This is a genomic window from Vibrio sp. 2134-1 (assembly GCF_033339495.1).
The window spans coordinates 76,802-95,916 of sequence record NZ_JAWOUS010000008.1; the positions used below are offsets into that span (position 1 = coordinate 76,802).

15 protein-coding genes are annotated in these 19,115 nt (G+C 44.0%); 9 read left to right on the forward strand and 6 right to left on the reverse strand.

Going from position 1 to position 19,115, the window contains the following annotated elements; genetic code table 11:
- Positions 1-52: 52 nt before the first annotated feature.
- Both ribA and R7R78_RS11385 read right to left on the reverse strand, forming a co-directional pair.
- Positions 53-1,114 carry a GTP cyclohydrolase II gene (ribA, locus tag R7R78_RS11380; RefSeq protein ID WP_017635221.1) on the reverse strand — a complete coding sequence of 354 codons (1,062 nt, stop codon included), beginning with the start codon at positions 1,112-1,114 and terminating at the stop codon, positions 53-55.
- A gap of 238 nt (positions 1,115-1,352) precedes the next feature.
- Positions 1,353-1,550 (reverse strand): PA3496 family putative envelope integrity protein, encoded by a 198-nt coding sequence (locus R7R78_RS11385; RefSeq protein ID WP_005374493.1) that lies wholly within the window; start codon positions 1,548-1,550, stop codon positions 1,353-1,355.
- Between the two features lie 361 nt (positions 1,551-1,911).
- Here R7R78_RS11385 and R7R78_RS11390 point away from each other — a divergent pair, with 361 nt between their 5' ends.
- From R7R78_RS11390 to R7R78_RS11400, 3 genes are read left to right on the forward strand one after another with little or no spacing between them, the layout of a single operon-like run.
- A complete protein-coding gene (locus R7R78_RS11390; protein ID WP_225473580.1) occupies positions 1,912-2,760 on the forward strand; it encodes an ABC transporter ATP-binding protein in 849 nt (282 codons plus the stop codon).
- A 2-nt stretch (positions 2,761-2,762) separates the two neighbouring features.
- Positions 2,763-3,695, forward strand: a complete 933-nt coding sequence (locus tag R7R78_RS11395) for an ATP-binding cassette domain-containing protein (protein ID WP_225473581.1) — start codon at positions 2,763-2,765, stop codon at positions 3,693-3,695.
- Positions 3,695-4,162, forward strand: coding sequence for a transcriptional regulator (locus R7R78_RS11400; RefSeq protein ID WP_151515222.1), 468 nt, complete (start codon positions 3,695-3,697; stop codon positions 4,160-4,162). Before R7R78_RS11395 ends, R7R78_RS11400 begins: the two co-directional genes overlap by 1 nt.
- 289 nt (positions 4,163-4,451) lie before the next feature.
- On the opposite strand, the gene R7R78_RS11405 is transcribed toward R7R78_RS11400, so the two are convergent.
- Complete coding sequence (locus R7R78_RS11405; protein ID WP_005374502.1) at positions 4,452-6,422, reverse strand: replication initiator protein RctB domain-containing protein; 1,971 nt, start codon at positions 6,420-6,422, stop codon at positions 4,452-4,454.
- A 1,238-nt stretch (positions 6,423-7,660) separates the two neighbouring features.
- On the opposite strand from R7R78_RS11405, the gene R7R78_RS11410 reads away from it, so the two are divergent.
- From R7R78_RS11410 to R7R78_RS11425, 4 genes are all read left to right on the forward strand, one after another.
- A complete protein-coding gene (locus R7R78_RS11410; protein ID WP_005374503.1) occupies positions 7,661-8,878 on the forward strand; it encodes an AAA family ATPase in 1,218 nt (405 codons plus the stop codon).
- 7 nt (positions 8,879-8,885) lie between these two features.
- Positions 8,886-9,860 (forward strand): ParB/RepB/Spo0J family partition protein, encoded by a 975-nt coding sequence (locus R7R78_RS11415; RefSeq protein WP_005374504.1) that lies wholly within the window; start codon positions 8,886-8,888, stop codon positions 9,858-9,860.
- A gap of 105 nt (positions 9,861-9,965) precedes the next feature.
- Complete coding sequence (locus tag R7R78_RS11420; protein WP_206949182.1) at positions 9,966-11,993, forward strand: tRNA(Met) cytidine acetyltransferase TmcA; 2,028 nt, start codon at positions 9,966-9,968, stop codon at positions 11,991-11,993.
- Between the two features lie 251 nt (positions 11,994-12,244).
- Complete coding sequence (locus R7R78_RS11425) at positions 12,245-13,924, forward strand: DUF342 domain-containing protein (RefSeq protein WP_225473582.1); 1,680 nt, start codon at positions 12,245-12,247, stop codon at positions 13,922-13,924.
- A gap of 56 nt (positions 13,925-13,980) precedes the next feature.
- Here the strand turns inward: R7R78_RS11425 and catC are convergent, their stop codons facing one another.
- The gene (catC, locus tag R7R78_RS11430; protein WP_025516497.1) at positions 13,981-14,640 is read right to left on the reverse strand and encodes a type C chloramphenicol O-acetyltransferase; all 660 of its coding nucleotides are present in this window, start codon (positions 14,638-14,640) and stop codon (positions 13,981-13,983) included.
- An 88-nt stretch (positions 14,641-14,728) separates the two neighbouring features.
- On the opposite strand from catC, the gene R7R78_RS11435 reads away from it, so the two are divergent.
- Both R7R78_RS11435 and R7R78_RS11440 read left to right on the forward strand, forming a co-directional pair.
- Positions 14,729-15,640, forward strand: coding sequence for a LysR family transcriptional regulator (locus tag R7R78_RS11435; protein WP_225473583.1), 912 nt, complete (start codon positions 14,729-14,731; stop codon positions 15,638-15,640).
- A 37-nt stretch (positions 15,641-15,677) separates the two neighbouring features.
- A complete protein-coding gene (locus tag R7R78_RS11440; protein WP_025525474.1) occupies positions 15,678-16,343 on the forward strand; it encodes a peptidase E in 666 nt (221 codons plus the stop codon).
- Between the two features lie 89 nt (positions 16,344-16,432).
- On the opposite strand, the gene R7R78_RS11445 is transcribed toward R7R78_RS11440, so the two are convergent.
- Together R7R78_RS11445 and murP are read right to left on the reverse strand one after the other, a co-directional pair.
- Positions 16,433-17,488 carry a porin gene (locus R7R78_RS11445; protein ID WP_225473585.1) on the reverse strand — a complete coding sequence of 352 codons (1,056 nt, stop codon included), beginning with the start codon at positions 17,486-17,488 and terminating at the stop codon, positions 16,433-16,435.
- A gap of 148 nt (positions 17,489-17,636) precedes the next feature.
- Positions 17,637-19,091, reverse strand: coding sequence for a PTS N-acetylmuramic acid transporter subunit IIBC (murP, locus tag R7R78_RS11450; protein WP_225473586.1), 1,455 nt, complete (start codon positions 19,089-19,091; stop codon positions 17,637-17,639).
- Between the last annotated feature and the right edge of the window lie 24 nt (positions 19,092-19,115).

A 19,115-nucleotide genomic window follows, 5' to 3' on the forward strand; every position in this document is an offset into this window, starting at 1 on the left:
AAACGCCAACGATGATACGTTGGCGTTTTTGTTTCTGGGAAATCTGTAGCACTTACTTAGTGTGGTTAACAAACTTAGGATCAAACATGTGCCCCAATTTACTCGCCTTGGTTTGCAGGTAATGTTGATTACTTGGGTTATTCCCTTCTTGTAATGGCACTCGTTCAATGACGTTAATATCAACCGCTTTTAAGGCGGCGAGCTTGCGTGGGTTATTCGTCATTAGACGCACAGCGTCAATCCCCAAATGCTCTAGCATTCCTTTACAGAACGCGTAATCACGCATATCAGCGGCAAAACCTAAACGTTCATTTGCTTCCACGGTATCTGCGCCATCATCTTGTAAGTGATAGGCACGAATTTTATTAATCAAGCCGATTCCACGCCCTTCTTGACGTAAATAAAGCAGCACGCCACATCCCTCTTTGACGATGTTTTGTAGCGCTCTATTAAGCTGAAAACCACAGTCACAACGCGTGCTAAATAGAGCATCTCCGGTAAGACACTCCGAATGCAACCGAATAAGTGGTGCTGCACTTTTTGTTGGCTCGCCATAGACCAGAGCAAGATGCTCTTTATTTGTCGCGGCTTCAATAAAGCCGTACATCATAAATGTGCCCCACTGGGTGGGCAATTTGGCTTTATCGATAAACTTCACGAGATTGTAAGGCTCAACATGTCTCAGCTCTGCCCGCACATTCATCAGAATCTCTCCTAGATGATTTTCTCCTTTACCATCTCCCCCGTCTCCCCAAAAGGCATCTTTATGAGAATGCTCTGTTAGGCAAGCGTTACCCGTTCTCATTAATTGCTGCGCTAATGGTGGATTTTGTAGAAACTTTTCCCTAACGATGAAAGCCATAACAGCCAACTTTATATCGTCCCAATCGCTTCTGACAAAGTGTTCGTATTTACGGCTTAAAGCAAACGCTTCATCAGGGGTGCTTGCGTGCTGAATTTTACTTTGCAACTGAGCATCGAGAAACTTTTGGGCTTGGTAATAATGTTCGCTGGTGGGCCAAGTTTGGGAGGAGATATTGACTGGGGCATGGCAAAAATTTGAGAGAAAACCGTGGGGCTCATCGGGCTCATAAAAAAGGATTTGATCAACCATACTTGCGCTCCTTGCTTTGTGGTTGCGATAATCAACAAAAAGCATATCGCTACTGATATATCTAGTAACACAAGGTCAGATTGTCAAACTTCTTCGGGACGGGACGTGAGTGTGAAACTCGTGCTTTTGAGGCGCAAGACAGATAAATGGAGGTTTTGAATAAGAGAGTAATAGAGTGAAAAAATAAAAAGGGCAGTCCGTCGACTACCCTATGGGTTGCTAAACCAACCTGAGGCGATCAGTGTATCAAGCCAAGCTCCCTTGCTTCTTCAATGGTCAACCCACTTTCACGGATCTCACGTAACGCTTCAATGCGTCTTCTGGCTTCTGCTGATTTCACTGTTTTCTCTGGCTTCACAACGGTTTCCTCATCAGGTAATTCCCATTTGTGAGCGATGTTGGTCATCTCGTCATGGTCGATAGAATTAATGGACATATTTCCTCCGAACACACCATGTTTTCGATGCGTAATCTATAGCAAAACCGGAACAAGGTGGTAAGAAAAACTGTAGGGAAATGTGACCCCTCCCGCCCTTTCGTTAACTCCTTAATAGATTCATCATTTAAGTTTTGCCAAGGGACAAATTTACGATTAAATTTGAGTAATTCCCCCTACGAAAAGTGTGCTGATCTAGCTCTCAATTCTGCTCTTCTTTAGTTTTATCAACGACGCATTACACCACTTCCTGTTTCACCTAACTTTCGAGTCACTTCACTGATTCATGGCTTGATACTTTCTAAAAACCGCCACACCTGATAATGATAATAATTATCTTTTAGATTGATAAGGTGTTTATATGGATGGTATTAACTTAAGTCATGCATACCACAATGACCCGGTCATCCAGATCCGAGATTTGTGCGTCGATTACATCACTGATAATGGTGATTTTAATGCGGTAAAGTCCGTCAGCTTTGATATCGGCAAAGGCGAAGTATTTGGTCTTGCCGGTGAATCTGGATGTGGTAAAAGCACAATCGCATTCTCAATAAATCGTCTTCATAAGCCGCCAGCGTTCATTTCTGGCGGTAAAATATGGTTTGATGGCAAAGATATCCTTAGTATCTCAGACTCTGAACTGACCGCTCTAAGGTGGAGTGAAATCGCCATGGTGTTCCAGAGCGCGATGAACTCACTCAACCCTGTCTTAACGATACAAGAGCAATTTGCAGATGTGTTACGACACCATCAAGGCCTCACTAACGCTCAAGCAAAAGATAGAGCAGAAAAGTTGTTGGACTTGGTCAATATTCCTCGAGAACGCTTAGCAGAATATCCTCATCAATTTTCAGGAGGAATGCGTCAGCGCTTGGTGATAGCCATTGCTTTGTCTCTAAATCCAAAACTGATCATTATGGATGAACCCACAACAGCATTAGATGTAGTGGTACAGAGAGAAATTTTACAGCAAATTTATCAGCTTAGAGGTGAGTTCGGTTTTTCGGTCCTCTTTATCACTCATGACCTGGCACTCATGAGCCAACTATGTGATCGAATTGCAATCATGCGTCACGGAGAAATCGTCGAAGTCAATCGAGCATACGATATACGCAATCATCCTCAACACCCCTACACGCAAAAGCTATGGGCTTCTTTCCCAAACATCCATGACGTCCACAAACAACCAGAGTTACAAGGAGCGTAACCATGAGCCAGCCTATCATCCAAATGAAAAATGTGATTAAAGAATTCAAAGTGGGCGGTGGTTTAGCGAAAGAGGAAACCTTTCGTGCGCTTCAAGGAGTGACTTTTGATCTGTACGCAGGAAAAACCTTGGCTTTGGTTGGAGAGTCAGGCTGCGGTAAGAGTACTTGCGCTCGTTTAATAACCAAAGTCTATCCTGCAACGGAAGGCGAGATCCTTTTCAATGGCACTGACATAAATGAGATCACGTCACGATCTGCTCTACAAGAATATCGCAGTAAAGTACAAATGGTGTTTCAAGATCCGTTTGGCTCTCTCAATCCAACTCATACCATTCGCCATCACCTAACACGTCCTTTAAAAATTCATAAACAAGTCAAAAACGAGCGCGACATCCCAGCCCGCTTGGAAGAGCTTCTAAAGCTGGTGGAACTACCTGAAGAGACATTGAATAGGTTCCCTCACGAACTCAGTGGTGGGCAACGTCAGCGAGTAAACTTAGCAAGGGCTTTAGCGGTAGGTTCGCAAATCATTCTTGCGGATGAGCCTACGTCTATGCTGGATGTTTCTATTCGCTTGGGAGTGTTGAATTTAATGCAACGAATGAAGCAAGAACTGGGAATTGGTTTTTTATACATCACACATGATCTGGCGACTGCGCACTACATCGCGGAAGAAACCGCAGTAATGTACAAAGGGCAAATCGTTGAATGGGGCGACACTCATTCAATACTTAAGAATCCGCAGCATCCTTATACTAAGCTGTTGATTTCTGCCGTTCCTGCTCCTGACTTACCTTTTGGTAACTTAGTGAAAAATGAGCCAAACTATTCGATAGATGCCGATGAAATTCGTCAACGTAGCAGCATAATTGTCGACGAATTTGATCAAATAGGGCCAAATCACTATGTAAAACAATGGACTGAGGCAGCGTAATGGATTTGAGTACTTGGCAAGATCAAATCGCCATGTGGTACGAACAGCGGAAACATGATCAAGTAGAAAAATTGGAAACGATCTTATATCAGGTGCCTGATGACGTGTTTGGACCCGAATTGAGTGATCTTCAAAGTAAAGCGATTGCTTGCTGGTTGGATGGATGTTTACGCGTGTTTCAACATGCAAGCTACCAAGACCCTCAGAAAGCATATCAAACCTTGCTTTATACGAGTGCAAAGCTTGAACAAGCAGCATGCCAAGTCTCGACTGATATTCTGATCAAAGATTGGTGTTTGAGACGACTTCAGCATCTCACCGTTGTGGCGTTAGAGTTTTGTAATCAGCAGTGTGATCAAAACAAGTGGCAGGAACAAGCCCATAGCTTAATCGAATCACATGTTGCGTTGATGCGTTCATTACACTGGAATGAATCCAAGAAGCATGATCAAGGTTTACCTCATTAGTCCGGAAAAATGATCAAGGCTTAATTAGCGGAATTTTAGGCAAAAAAAAGCGAGTTTCCTGAGGAGAAACTCGCGAAGTCTATTCAGAATGAATGTAACAATATGAGCCAATCTATTAATCATCAGAAAGGACAAAAGGTTGTCTATTCGGGATAAATAGTAGTATTAGGCTTGGCTTCTAATGTCAGTGGTTTGTAAGAGTTAAGTCTGTTTTTTATCATCGAAAGACATTGTTACATTTCAAACCGATACATCACACCTATAGCTTGATACACATCAAGCGACACTTTTAAATCGCCATTTCATCCAAGGCACGAAATACCATTTCATCCATGTGACCATCGAAGATTTGACGACAAACTTTCCGACGCACCGCTAACCCCGCAATCAAGCGCTCGATGGTAAGATGCTTAACATCGTTCTGGGTGTTAAACAGCTCGACGGTTTTACTTAATGTCTCATAAGGAATCGGCTCATCCCCTACCCTTAGCCAATCGAGCTTCTCTATGTAATCTGAGCACTCTTCTTTGATTGAGGCATAGGAGTGCCCTGTCATCGCAGACAAAGCCGTTATACTGCGTTCTAGAGCCTCTGGTGAGGTATATTTAGATAGAGTAATGGTGATCTCATCAGCATTGATCTCTACCAAATGTTTTCTTTGCTTCACGCGTCGCCCTAAATTTCCTCTTGGAGACGGTGCTTTGCGTTGAATGGGCTCAAATTCGCCGTCTATGATGCCTGAGAGCTCCTCAAGCTGCTGTCGGGTTACCATCTCATTACGAAGCGGGTTTGGCAGCGTAGGCGCCATGTTGCGCTTGCCTGCGTTGGTTGTACGAGCACGTGAGTAACGCAGCACCTCTTCGACGTCACATTTGATGTCGATCTGGTAATCCATCACTTTATCATTCTCGATCATAGTTTCGATCGTTAAGTGATAGCCCCATAAGTTCACCACAAAAAGATCGTCTGTCCCTTTGCCGTCTGACAAGCGTTTCAGCTCACGGATCAGATCCATGGAGAACCGACGCCATTCAATGTTACGTGCAAGCTTCTGATTTAACTCACTCAGTAGCATGCAATCCGTGTGACGACGAACCATGCGACTACGGAAGAAAGAGTACAGTTGAAACACCAACGTATGTTGTTTCAAGATCTCTGGCGGAAACAAGAAGAAATAATCGCGTGTTAACAGCTCTTCATAAAACGAAGGTTCCCAAACTAAAATATATAAGTTTGGCTTGATACGAATTTCACCATCGCTTCCCTCCACAGGTGCCTCTTCAGAGGCTGTGATGGTTCGTGCAAGAAAACGAAAACGATCACTTTTGAAGCCCTCTGGCATGTTTTCACTTAGCCAACGTCCAGTAAGTTCATGGAGCTGAAAATCAGTGAATTCAATGCGATCAATGCTATCGCGAATGGAATCACGAGCTGGGCCACTGTCTTTTTTGCCTCTGAGCGACAAAATATCAGTGATGTATAGCGGCGTTTTGTTTGGTACGTGAGCAGCATCAAGCTGATACTGATCTTTGTGATGATCATGATACTGAACCGTTAACGTGAAGAGAGCGAACAGGGTCATGAGATCATCCACAGTCATGATATTTTTGGATGATCGCGTCTCGATAACGGCTTTTGTGCCAGAGATCGACACCATGGATTTCTGATAACTTTTTCGAGTTCTTGGTGGCGCAAGTGCTTGGTCAATGATCCCAGCCCAATTTGTTGGAGATACAACAAATTGATCGGCTTCATCTTTCATCGTGGGAGGTGTGTTTAACCCGTGCTCATTCAACAAACGTTTGTTTACTTGAGTCTGAGCCAATGCTTTCGAACGTTTTTGTTTTTCGTTCTGACGAACTTTGTCGGTAACAAGACTTGTTGCTCCCAACACAGATATAAGCTGATTGGGATTCACAAATTTATGTAGCATCGTTTTACCAGCAAGTCCCTCTTCAAAACGCACCGGTGTTTGAGTAAATAAACCAATATTTACTGCCGCGCGCAAACGTTGTTGCAGGGCTGCACGTGTGAGTTGCCCATCTGTTGCTTCCACAATCTCTGTGGTTGAAACCAAACCATCCTTGCTGCTGAAGCCTCGTAATGAGATCAGATTAAGCAACTCTAAGATGCTTTTGGTCACCCCTTTGAAATGTTGGTACTGCTCTACCCAATCCGCAGAGGATTCATGTACCTCAAAAAGATGGCCATCTTTGTGGCTTCTCGGTGCTTTAATCAGAATTTTTTCATCAGCCGTCATTTTAGATCCAGATCACACTAGCCGTAGTTGTGCTATGGTTCCGAAGAATAAAGAAAAACAGATCATAAATAAAGAAAAAAGATTGTTTTTTAAATAACTGATCTTTTTGATTAATCTGATCTTAATTGATTATATGATCTAATGATCTGGCTTGAGATTTCTCTCTAAGTTTTTGTTCTATAAGACTATTATTTTCATGTATTTCGGAACTATGATCATAAGAAGTCTGAAAGTATGATCAACAATAACCTGAAAGCATGATCATATTTATTCGTAAGCATGATCATTAAGGTTATGAAAAGATGATCAAAAGAGTCTTGAAACGATGATCATGATGTTTTTACAGGTTATCCACAGATGCAGTATTTAATAATGATCTTCACGATGATTATATTGTGCATTGGTGATGTTATTTATACTCGGATCTATGATCAAGAGACAATATATCTATCGTTCTGGCGTCCATATTGATGAGATATCACTCATCTGATTAAAATACATTCAAGTCGCTCATATTTAGAAGTAAATCCTAGTCTCTGCTTATTTACAGGAAGCATGATCATGAGAGCGTGATTTATCATAGCAACTTGAGCAATTTCATTGTTCCGGCTTCTATACCGTCAATTTCTGCTCAATCCCCCATTCTGTCTGCACTCAACCGTAAATCAGAGAAGAAAACTCATGCTTCCGAGAGATTCTAAGGCTTGATCATATTTCCGATTAATGGATCTTATTTTATTTGCGTGTTTACACCGTACTCTGCTCTATTTTTCCATGATCATGCTTTCGGATTTGCTTATTAACACGGAAGCATGATCATAAGCATACCTTGATCATACTTCCATAGATGTTTCGCTGGAACTGCCCTATTTTGCTCGGAGACATGATCAAGGTGTTCAGGTCTTTATTGTTCCGATATTACTTACTATTTATTGTTTAAATTAGATTGGTCTAACATAACCCGTAATTTAGCTTAATATTATAATCGTTCCGGTAGAAAATTGATTTACATTGTAAATGAGTGACGCTGTAACACTTTTTATTTTTAAGTTTAGGTGTCCACTTATGAGAAGATTATTTGATTAAAAATAGTTATCTTTTTGACCATAAATCATAAAAGCGTCGATTTGGGTGTTTTTTTATGTGATGGTAATTCAAAATGTTCGTGCACCTTTTTGTTGTTTTTGGTCTTTACTGCTGTACAATTGCAATTATAAATCCTTCCAACGGAATTTGGCATGAAAAGAGAAAAAACGATTGAAAACCTTCTTGAGTTAGCGGAGCTGACTCAGCAGGTTCAAGCTGACCGTATTGAAATTGTTTTAGAAGAGCGAAGCGATAACTACTTCCCACCAATGTCGAAAGCGATGATGGAAACCCGTTCTGGTCTAACTCGCCGTAAGCTCGACGACGCGATTGGTAAAATGGAAGCCGCTGGGCATCAATTTACTAAAAACAACGCGAATCATTATTCAATTACGTTAGAAGAAGCACACATGCTCATGGATGCGGCTGAAGTGCCTAAATTTCATGAGCGTAAAAAGAATTCAGGTAACAAACCTTGGATTATTAATGTGCAGAACCAAAAGGGCGGTACAGGTAAATCAATGACCGCGGTTCATTTAGCGGCATGTTTAGCGCTAAATTTGGATAAACGATACCGTATTTGTTTAATCGACTTAGACCCACAAGGCTCGCTACGTTTATTCCTCAACCCGCAAATCAGCATGGCAGAGCATGATAATATCTATTCTGCGGTAGACATTATGTTGGGTAACGTGCCTGATGGTGTGGAAATTGACAGTGAATTTTTACGTAAAAACGTATTGCTGCCAACGCAATATCCGAACTTAAAGTCGATTTCAGCGTTTCCAGAAGACGCGATGTTTAATGCGGAAGCATGGCAAACGCTATCTGAAGACCCATCACTCGATATCGTCCGTCTGCTGAAAGAGCAACTGATTGATAAAATTGCTGATGACTTCGATATCATTATGATTGATACCGGTCCACACGTTGACCCATTAGTATGGAATGCGATGTATGCATCAAATGCCTTGCTAATTCCTTGTGCGGCTAAGCGTCTGGACTGGGCTTCAACAGTAAACTTCTTCCAGCATTTGCCTACGGTATATGAAATGTTCCCGGAGGACTGGAATGGTCTTGAGTTTGTTCGCTTGATGCCAACCATGTTTGAGGACGACAATAAGAAGCAAGTTTCTGTTTTAACTGAAATGAACTATCTTCTAGGTGACCAAGTTATGATGGCTACTATTCCTCGTAGCCGTGCGTTTGAAACCTGTGCCGATACCTACAGCACAGTATTTGATCTGACAGTAAGCGATTTTGAAGGCGGTAAGAAGACACTAGCTACCGCGCAAGACGCTGTTCATAAAAGCGCACTGGAATTAGAGCGTGTGCTGCACTCTAATTGGCCGTCATTGAATCAGGGGTAATAAGTAAATGGCTTTGAAAACGTCTGAATTAAACGCGAAATTATTTGGCAAAACGAATAAGCGTCGTGTTGTGACTCCGCAAGAGGCGCAAACTGCGGCAAAAGAGAAAGCTCAAACGATTGAACTAGCAGTTGCAGGTGAAAATATTGTTCAGTTTGAACTTGTGCGTATTCCTGCAAATAAAGTTGCGACAGAAACAACAGTATTTGTTGATAACGCTCGTGAGCAATCGTTCTTAAACGAACATGCTTTATCTGATGTTTTAGTCACACTCAAAGAGCGTGGCCAACAATATCCAGCTGTGGGTCGTAGAACTGAAGATGGCAAGATCGAAGTTTTAGATGGTAGCCGTCGTCGCATGTCTTGTATCCTCGCTGAACAAGATTTTTTGGTTTATGTTGCTGACAACATCAATACTGACCATGCTAAGTTTTTGTCTGATGTGGCAAATGCTCACAAACCGCTCTCTTTATACGAAAAAGGTAAAGAGATGCAGGCTAAGCTTGATAGTGGTGAAGCTGAGGATCAGAAAGCATTGGCAAAAATGTTCCAGTGCAGTGAAGCGTTGGTAAGTGGCGCTTTAAAAGCCGCAGCATTACCGTTAGAACTGCTTCAAGCGTATCCGAATGTTGGCGATCTCGGTCGCCCAACAATCGTGAAACTGCACAAACAGTTTTCAACGCTAACGCCAGAGCAGCAGCAAGAGCTGTTAGATAAATGTCGCTCTAGCGAAGGATTTTTATGGCAGCGAAGCACAGCTCAAGGCGTTGCTCGTCTGACAAAAGAAGTCACGGAAAGCATCGAAAATTGGATTACTGAACTTGCACCAGCAAAACCTGGTAAGAAGACGGAAAAAGTCGACTTAGTTAAAGGTCGAGCAAGCTATAGCCGAAAAGGTAGCAGCCTGGCGTTGAACTTGAAGAAAGTTGACGACAGCTTAATGGAAGAGATTCTTGCGTTTGTACAAACCAAACTGCAATAACAAATGATGATTGAATCAACCGCCTCCGGGCGGTTTTTTTATATCTGAGAAGCGTCAAATTAAAGATGTGATACCATTGCGTCAGTTCAACGTTGGATAGACAAAATGCAGACACAATCTGATTTCCTTTCATCACTTCAACATCAAGCTCACCAATCTTTCCAAAGGATTGGTGTTGTCATTCAAGGCGAGGCTTCTTGGCAAAATGCGTTGATGTCAGAGTTCCATAAAACGCAGCGCCATCAACGTTGGTTTTCTGTTGGTGATTTTGGTTTGAAAAACGTATCCAGTGTTTCGTCTAAACAAGGGCACATGTTGCTAGGCAGAGAGTGTGACGTTCTATTGTTTGATGCTCGAAATGGCTTTGACGCCAATAGTTTTACCGCCGCGCTTGGCTCATTGGTTGGCGGCGGTTTTCTTATTGTCATTACTGAGCTGCGACAAAATGCGAATTTTGCTCAGCAATGGATGCACAAACAATGGGAGAAGCTCGTTGTTATTGAGCAAGACAAACCATTGCCAACGGCTCCAGACATCAAGCAAGCAGAAAAAGAAAGTCACTACACGGAACAAGAACATGCCATTTCTCTAATTGAAAAGGTGGTAACTGGACATCGAAAGCGACCATTAATTTTGACCGCTGATCGTGGACGTGGAAAAACAAGTGCCCTCGGAATTGCGTGTGCGAGCTTATTACAGCAGAAGCCGCTTAGAATCTTAATTACGGCACCATCTATAAAAGCCGTTGAGCCTGTTTACCAACATGCTTTACGTTTACTCCCTAGCGCACAGCGTATTAAGAAGGACAGATTAGAATCAGGGCAGGGAGCCATTCAATTTATTGCTCCAGATGAACTATTATTGAGTCGACCTGAATGTGATTTGTTACTTGTCGATGAAGCGGCTGCAATTCCAGTTCCTATGCTCAAAAGCATTACCGAACATTATCATCGACTCGTTTTTTCTACGACTATTCACGGTTATGAAGGTTGTGGCCGGGGCTTTACGATTAAATTTGTTGATTGGCTTCAGAAACAGCGTTCGGGAATGAAAACGTGGCACATGACACAGCCCATCCGCTGGAGCATGAATGATGCGCTCGAATCATGGCTCTATGACGCGTTTTTGTTGGATGCGGAGTTAACGCACCATCAACTTAACCAGGTCGACTCAATTTCCCTTTCTAAAGCCGATAAGGACGATTTGATATCGCAGCCTAGTTTGCTGCGCGAGTGCTTCGCTCTTTTGGTTAATGCTCATTATCAGACCTCGCCGAATGATTTGATTCACCTTTTGCAAGACGACAACAGTCAGCTCTATTTTGCTAAGCAAGATAATGCGGTTGTGGGGGTAATATTAGCGGTCGAAGAGGGGGGGCTTGACGCTGAATTGGTTGAAGAAATTCAGCTTGGTAAGCGTCGTCCTAAAGGACACTTAGCCCCAATTACGATTGCAAACCACCTAGGATTTCCGAATGTCGCGAATCTATCGACGCTGCGAGTCATGAGAATTGCTGTTCATCCGGAATTGCAAGGAAGAGGCATCGGTCAAAAAATGCTGCAGCAACTTGATCAAATGGCGGCTAAACACATTGCTTACTTATCCACGAGTTTCGGTGCGACGGAAGAGTTGGTCCATTTCTGGCTACAATCGAACTTCCGTGCAATTCGTTTAGGGTCAATGCGCGATGCTGCTAGCGGTTGTTATTCAGTCTTGATGGTCAAACCTTGTGATTCCCAACAGACGGCTTGGGTCGATGAATCTCAGGCGCTATTTGAAGAAATGTTGTCTAACAATGTGGCTGACGTCTATCCAAAATTAGAAGCCTCTATTTTTCGAGCTCTATTACCGCAACCTTTGGGAATGAGTCCACTTCATCCCGCTAAGTTATTACTAATTGAATGCTATGCTGATGGTGGTAACAGTTATGAGTCCGTGTCTGCTTGGCTTCAGCAGTGGTTACTTAACTTAGGTTTGAACTCTGCTTCCGACTTGATGATCAGTAAGCTTTTTCTTAACCGTAGTTGGACTGAATGTGCTCAGCAATTTGGTTTACCTGGAAGAAGGCAAGTTGAGCAGCAGTTAAGGGACGAAGTAAGACACATTTGGAACGATTTACACTGTAAACACTAAAGGGAAATTTACACTGTAAATGAAATTATTAGGAGCTGATTTTACACTGTAAATCCAGCTCCTTTTTATTTCGGCGTGTATTTTGATTGAGCTTTAGGTTAAATCGAAATGCTCTCTTAATATCTGTTTAACCGTTATTGATGGATTACTTTCTTTAGTGACGTGAGCCCTATAATAAGAAATGCGAGGTTTGTTCAGAAAACGGATTTGGGTAGACTGAAAGTGTTGATGGGAAGCAAAGTGGTAAGGGTATGTGGAAGCTGTGTCTTGAGTTATCTGAAGATAAGACCAAGGTGATAGCCCGTCTTCCGGGAGAAGTGGACCTCGGTGGTGAGCTAAATCAAAATGAATTAAACGAGCAGCTCGTCGCAATGAACGCTGAAAAGATGTTTGTTGTTGAGGGGGAAGTCGTGAGATTCATTAACTGCGCCAAAGAACGTAAAGCCGAGGCCTACGAAGGCATCGTCATTGCGGAAAAACGCAACGCGCAAGTTGAGGTTGAATTATCGAATAATGACATGCTCGCCAGTATGAACGTTGTCGGCGCGTACGGAGGCCGAGGTTTACGTGGCCCCGAGATTGTTCAAGCCCTTGCTCAAGCGCGAGTTTCGAAAGGCATCAACAAACTGGCTTTGAAGAAAGTGTTGGTTGTCAGCACTCAGCTCAAACCCGGCGAAACTTTTTCTCAACCTGTAGCGGTTGGTAAGCAACCTATCAAAGGCAAAGACGCTCTTTTTACTCCTCTCGTTAAAGACATCACCAAACGCATCCTCAAACCCAAAGACGGCCAATCTGCTAGCGACAAAATTGATTTACGTAACCTCGGTGAAACTATCGCGGTTGACGTAGGCGATGAGGTGATGCGCCACACGCCTGCGACCAAAGGTACGCCTGGTTTTACTGTTCAAGGGCGAGTGATTCCTCCACAAGCTGGAAAAGACAGCCCAATGAAGCCAGGCAAGGGCACCGAGATATGCAAGCACGACCCAAACCTATTGATCGCATCGGTATCCGGTACGCCTCTGATTAAAGATAAAACCATCGAAGTTGATAACGCACTTTGCCTCAATAGCGTTGGCGTGAATACAGGTCACGTGAAATTTAAAGGGAATGTGATTATCGGTGGCAACATTGAATCCGGCATGATTGTTAAAGCGACGGGCTCTATTACTGTAGGCGGCTTCATTGAATCGGCTGACGTACAAGCGCAAGACGACATTCAAGTTGGTAAAGGGATCATTGGCCACACCGTGAGTGATGGCCAGCCAAAGAGTTGTCACGTCAAAGCCAAAGGTTCGATTCGCGCAAGCTACGCCCAATATTGTGATTTGCAAGCCGGAGAAGATATTGAATTGGCGGTGCACAGCATGAATAACGATATTGTTTGTGGGCGCAATCTGACGGTGCTGGATGCGAACGGTAGGAACGGCACGCTCAGCGGCGGAGATGCAAAAGTCGGTGACAAAGTGGTGTGCTTGCAATTGGGCGTAGAAGGCGACACCGCCACTAAGGTAGAAGCGTTCGCGCGCTATTCTGCATTTAAGGAGCGATTAGCAGAGCTAAAAGATCAATACAAACGCGCTCAAGAAGGCACGATGGATGTGATTCGCAAAGAGCTCGAATTTAAGAAACGTCCTAAAGCCGAACGTACCGACGAAGAACAAGCTCAGATTGATGTGATGAAAACACAAAACAACGAGCAGCTTGAAGCGATAAAGCAAAAGCTAGAACAAACGGAACATGACTTTGAAGTCGCGTTAGAAGAAAATATTGTCGAAGCCAAAGAGCGTGTCTTCACTCGCGTGACGGTGCAGTTTGGCGACGAACAAGTAACGACAAAGCGCACTCATGGCGGTTGTTCGTTCCGTTTCAATCAATACGAAATTAAAGTCTCGGCGAACTTGGAAGAAGAGGACGTCGCTGCGGTTTAAGCTTTCTTACTCACTGAGCCCACACGTCGCAACAAGATGTGTGGGCTTTTGTTTATCTACAAATCGACAATGTGCTCTTGATAGTAATCCGCAAGCGCACCGACTTGGCTGCTACACATTACTTTCATTGCTTGTTTAATGTGTTCTATTGGCCAGTTCCACCATTGGATATTGAGTAGAGTTTCAATCTCTTTATCGCTGAATCGTTGACGTACGACTTGGTTGTTTCCAACCACCACCGAATAAGGTTGCACGTCTTTCGTCACTACGGTGCGTGCTCCGATGACGGCTCCATCGCCGATGTTTACTCCGGGCATGATCATCGCCTCACTGCCAATCCAAACATCATTTCCCACCACTGTGTCTCCGGCACGCTCGAAACCGTCTTGTACGCCTTCTCCAAATTCTTCAGGAGAGAAGGGGAAGGTTGAAATCCAGTCAATGCGATGACCTTGGTTTCCTGCCATCATGAAGGTGGCTCCAGAAGCGATGGAACAAAACTTGCCAATGATTAATTTGTCGATGCTATCGGGTTCTCTACTTTGCCATTCTTGAAGTGTGACGGGGTCACCCAACAAGTAGCGTACCGCTTGCTCTTCGAAGCTTTTTTGATGATAGAAGCCCGAGTAATAGCTGTAATCGCCAACGATGATATTGGGATTAGTGATGTGATCTTTAATGACTTGACCTTTTAACCACGTGTCGAAAACACTCATAACTCATCCTTTCAAATTTAGGTTGTACAGAGTTTAGAGGCTTTCTATTATTTCCAGTAGTTTGATTTTAGAGATTCAGAATTACTGTATGGAAATAAAATGGCTCAGCTACGTACCACTTTACGTCGCTTTGTGCGAGGAGCGAAGTATTGCTGGCGCAGCAAAGCGCCTGAATTGTTCGAATGCGCATGTAAGTCGGCAACTTAAACAGCTTGAAGACATATTGTCGGTGCAGCTTATTCAGCGAACTACGCGCCAGTTTAATTTGACCTACGATGGTTTGCGGTTTTATCAGCAGGTAAAGCAACTGCTCGAAGGCGCTGAGCAGATCAATGAGCAAGTCATGGCAAACGAGATCGTATCGGGAAAATTGAGAATAGCGGCGTCCGCTTCTTTCGGAGCTGCGTTACTCAGCCAAACATTGATCGAGTTTCGATTGCAACATCCACAAGTGAGTGTTGAAGTGATCTTCACAGAGACACCTCTCGACTTGATTGAGGCTGGGTTTGATATCGCATTCTACTTTACCGATACTCCCCCAGAGGGATACGTCGGCCATCAGCTACGCACTTTACACTGTAAACCGATCGCTCATCGCTCGTATTTAGCGGATAAACCAAATGTAAGTACGCCAGAGGAGCTTGGTGACTTAGAGCACATCCTTTATAAAAGTCGTGACTTGGTGTTAGACAAGTGGACGTTTACGCATAAGCAAACTCAACAGCAGTGCAGCATTGAGTTAGAAAGTACGCTGAGTTTTAATCTTGTCCAGTCCATCTTGGATGCTACTTTGGCTGGCTGTGGTGTAGCCATGTTAGATGAATTTGCACTGGCTAAACTCGAATCTGCACAAAAAGAACAACTCGTGATCTTACTACCAGAATGGCAGACGGATGCGATTTTGCCGCTTTATCTGCTTTACCCAAAACGTGAGCACTTACCAAGAAGAACGCGGGCGTTCATTGATCACTTTAGGAACATATATTCTGTCGGCGAATAGCGACAACAAACTTAGCAACAATTGAGGAAACAAAGGAATGCGAAAACACTGTATTGCGATTGGTGGTGGTGGCTGGATGATGGGAGAGAATCCGAGCCCGCTCGATCAATACATTTTGTCTTTGTCTGGTAAGGAGAATCCAAACATTTGTTTTCTACCGACAGCCACGGGAGACGCCGATGAAGTGATTGAACGTTTTTACAATGCGAAGCTTAGTGAAAACGTAACCCATTTTCCGTTGTTTAAGTTTGATGCTGGTTGGAAAGAAACGCTATTTGAACAAGACATCATTTACGTCGGTGGCGGTAATACGCGTTCGATGTTGGCCATTTGGCGCGAATGGGGAATCGATAGAATACTCAAGCAGTGTTATGAACAAGGCATCATCATTTGTGGCATGAGCGCTGGTGCAATTTGTTGGTTTGAGTTTGCGGTGACAGACAGTGATCCCGAAGCATACCAAGTTATGCGTTGTCTTGGATTAATTGACGGTTTGGCTGCGGCGCATTTTTCCCATGTCGGTGAGAAGTTTGAGGTTTTCCAAGCCTTTGCTCGTTCTCTACCGAGCATCACTTGTTATGGTATTCACGATTATGCGGCATTGCACTTTGTCGATGGAAAATTGTTAGCTACTGTCACCAGTTTTCCTGATGCAGGCGTGTTGGTCAAAACAGGTAACGAAGAAAACATATTACGAGGGTGAGCTTCTTCAAATCAGCATTAAAGGCAATAACTACTGACCGGACACAGAAGAAGCTCATGGATTCAGCTAACTTACATTAAGTATCGTGCTTACAGCTCGTAACGCAGACCTAAGTGGTAGTAGCTTTCGTCTGCGTGCGCACCGCCAAACGAGACTTCTTGTCCATTGCTGTAGCCACGCGAACCGTTACGATCAACGTAGTTTGTGTAGATAGAAGAACGATGCGTCAGTTTGTATTGCACTTCTAGCGTTGTATCTTTCAGCTCTAGCTCGTCACCATCACTGTTTTCTAAAGAACGATAACCAGCACGCAGTGCCCATTTGTCATTTACACTGTAAACCGCCGTCAGTTCCATCACTTTGTCGGTACTAGTTTGTGAGTAATAGCCCTCAAGTTCATCTTCCGAGTACAACGCACCCAACATCAAATCACCTAGGTAGTAACGCGTACCTGCGCCCCAGAATGTGTAATCGGTGTCGTTGCTTTCACGTTCATCACCTTTATTTTTCTGCATCGCCACCACTGGCGCCAAGGTACCCAAATTCCCCATGTCTAGCGTATAACGCAGTGCAGCGTTGTAACCGTAGTCGAGCTCAGAAGTGTTGTTTCCTAAAATGTACGCGACAGAAAAGTCGAAATTACCTAGGCTGTTTTGATATTGCAGCGTGCCATCTTGACGGAAAACTTGCGTCGCGGTTTTGTCGACTTTATTCGCTTGGCGCGCCATAGAAACATCGGAAGAGGCGAACACATCACCAATGTCGGTAAACATAATCAATCCAGATGCCACGCGACCACCAGTAATGCGACCATAATCTTTCGCATCAATACCCGCCCATACATAACGTGCGGTCAGAGACGGTTTGTCGTTTACTTGGTTTGCGTATTCAGCTGCACCCACTTGGTATTGCGCTTGGCCGATGATCGACGCGTACTCGTTGATGGTTTGTGAACCGTTTAAACCAATACGGCCATCAAACTCGCCATTTGCATCGCCGTGCTCGTCATTTTTACTGGTGACATTGAAACCAAGACGAGAGTAAATATTTAAAACTGACCCATCTTCTGCTTGATACAGCTGCGCTGCCATTGCGTTTGATGCCATCAATGTAGGGAGAAGTAGAGTCAAAATGTGCTTTTTCATGATTAACGACCTTTCATTTCTATTGTTTTAGATACGACAAAGCCCCTTCCGAGTAACGGAATAAGAAAAATTGTCGTGAAGTAGAGAGAGGGTGCGCCCTTGTTTGCCAAGGGCGCGAGCTAGTCCATTCCTATAGGGGAAGAATGATTTAGCTTAAATCGACGTCTTTGCAGCCAAAGAAGTAAGTCGCGAGGAAGCCGACGATGTAAGAGATAAGCAGGCCGGCAACAAACACCATCATGCCTGGGAAGATGCCATTTTCAGATGTCATGAGAGGAATCGCCACGATACCGGACGGGCCAAACACCGTATTAAGACCAACTGGTAAGCCAAGGTAAGAAACTAAACCGATAAAGAAGCCGCCCGCAGCACCACCAATACAAGCGGTAACGAATGGTTTTACGCGTGGTAATGTCACGCCGTAAATCAATGGTTCGCCAATGCCTAGAAGACCCGGAATAATAGCGCCTTTAACTTGGGTGCGCAGTAGAGCGTCTTTTTTGGCTTTGAAATACAGCGCCATTGACGCGCCAACCTGACCGCCACCTGCCATCGCCAGGATAGGGAATAGCGAGTTAAAGCCCTGTGCTTCCATCAATGCGAAGTACACTGGAACAAAACCCTGGTGGATGCCAAATACCACAGAAAGTAAGAACAAACCTGCCAAGATTGCAGCGCCTAATGGGTTATCGTTCAAGTTGAGGAACAACCAAGACATCCCTTTAAACAGCTCGCCGCCGATCGGCATGATGATCAAGAAGGTTACCGCACCCATGATCAATAGAGTGATAACGGACGTTAAGATCATGTCCAGATCATCTGGCATGTATTGACGAACCTTACGCTCGACTTGTGCACCGATGATCGCTGCTAAAAGTACGCCGATAATGTTGCCGCGCGGATCAATCGCAAAGCCGAAAAACTCGTTCATGCCAGAGTAAATGCCGGATGTCGCCTCTGGGTTGTAACCCAGCACAAACAAAGAGGCGAGAATGGCACCATTAACACCAGAGCCGCCAAATGCTTGCTGCGCGTTGTAACCAATCAGAATACTTAGGAAAGCAAACAGACCCTTACCAAAGACTTTCATGTAGGCGATCAGATCCAACATAAACTGGCTTGGTGTCTGGTCGAGAACAAACATTTGTTCCAATAACGTCGCAAAACCTAGCAACAAACCAGCGGCAATAAAACCAGGGATCAACGGCGTAAAGATGGTGGCAAACTTGCTTAAAAAACGCTGAACCGCACTGGTTTGTTTGCTCTTCATCTGTTTTTTCTGCTCGGCCGCGACGGCAGAAAGATCTTGTTGCGGCTTATCTGGTTCTTCACTATCACCAGAGGTTAAGCTGTCGATCAATTGATTCATCATCTCAGCTGCTTGTTGAGCTTTTCCGGGACCGAGAATGATCTGAAACTGCTCATCGCTTTCCACGACACCCATTACGCCGGGAATTTGCTTGATAACTGATTGATCAGCCAAGCCATTGTTGGCGAGCGATAAACGCAAACGCGTCATACAGTTACCACATTTGCTTACGTTGCTACTGCCACCTACTGCGGACAGCAACTGCGATACTGTGTTTGAAGTTATTTTTGCCATAGGGTCTATCCTTCAGAACTCGGA

Excerpts from the sequence above, each read along its gene's own strand:
- R7R78_RS11420 (WP_206949182.1), top strand. The coding sequence starts at position 9,966 with ATGCAGACACAATCTGATTTCCTTTCATCACTTCAACATCAAGCTCAC.
- R7R78_RS11425 (WP_225473582.1), top strand. The coding sequence starts at position 12,245 with ATGTGGAAGCTGTGTCTTGAGTTATCTGAAGATAAGACCAAGGTGATA.
- R7R78_RS11410 (WP_005374503.1), top strand. The coding sequence starts at position 7,661 with ATGAAAAGAGAAAAAACGATTGAAAACCTTCTTGAGTTAGCGGAGCTG.
- R7R78_RS11415 (WP_005374504.1), top strand. The coding sequence starts at position 8,886 with ATGGCTTTGAAAACGTCTGAATTAAACGCGAAATTATTTGGCAAAACG.
- R7R78_RS11400 (WP_151515222.1), top strand. The coding sequence starts at position 3,695 with ATGGATTTGAGTACTTGGCAAGATCAAATCGCCATGTGGTACGAACAG.
- R7R78_RS11445 (WP_225473585.1), bottom strand. The coding sequence starts at position 17,488 with ATGAAAAAGCACATTTTGACTCTACTTCTCCCTACATTGATGGCATCA.
- R7R78_RS11390 (WP_225473580.1), top strand. The coding sequence starts at position 1,912 with ATGGATGGTATTAACTTAAGTCATGCATACCACAATGACCCGGTCATC.
- R7R78_RS11435 (WP_225473583.1), top strand. The coding sequence starts at position 14,729 with ATGGAAATAAAATGGCTCAGCTACGTACCACTTTACGTCGCTTTGTGC.
- murP (WP_225473586.1), bottom strand. The coding sequence starts at position 19,091 with ATGGCAAAAATAACTTCAAACACAGTATCGCAGTTGCTGTCCGCAGTA.
- catC (WP_025516497.1), bottom strand. The coding sequence starts at position 14,640 with ATGAGTGTTTTCGACACGTGGTTAAAAGGTCAAGTCATTAAAGATCAC.
- R7R78_RS11385 (WP_005374493.1), bottom strand. The coding sequence starts at position 1,550 with ATGTCCATTAATTCTATCGACCATGACGAGATGACCAACATCGCTCAC.
- R7R78_RS11405 (WP_005374502.1), bottom strand. The coding sequence starts at position 6,422 with ATGACGGCTGATGAAAAAATTCTGATTAAAGCACCGAGAAGCCACAAA.
- R7R78_RS11440 (WP_025525474.1), top strand. The coding sequence starts at position 15,678 with ATGCGAAAACACTGTATTGCGATTGGTGGTGGTGGCTGGATGATGGGA.
- R7R78_RS11395 (WP_225473581.1), top strand. The coding sequence starts at position 2,763 with ATGAGCCAGCCTATCATCCAAATGAAAAATGTGATTAAAGAATTCAAA.
- ribA (WP_017635221.1), bottom strand. The coding sequence starts at position 1,114 with ATGGTTGATCAAATCCTTTTTTATGAGCCCGATGAGCCCCACGGTTTT.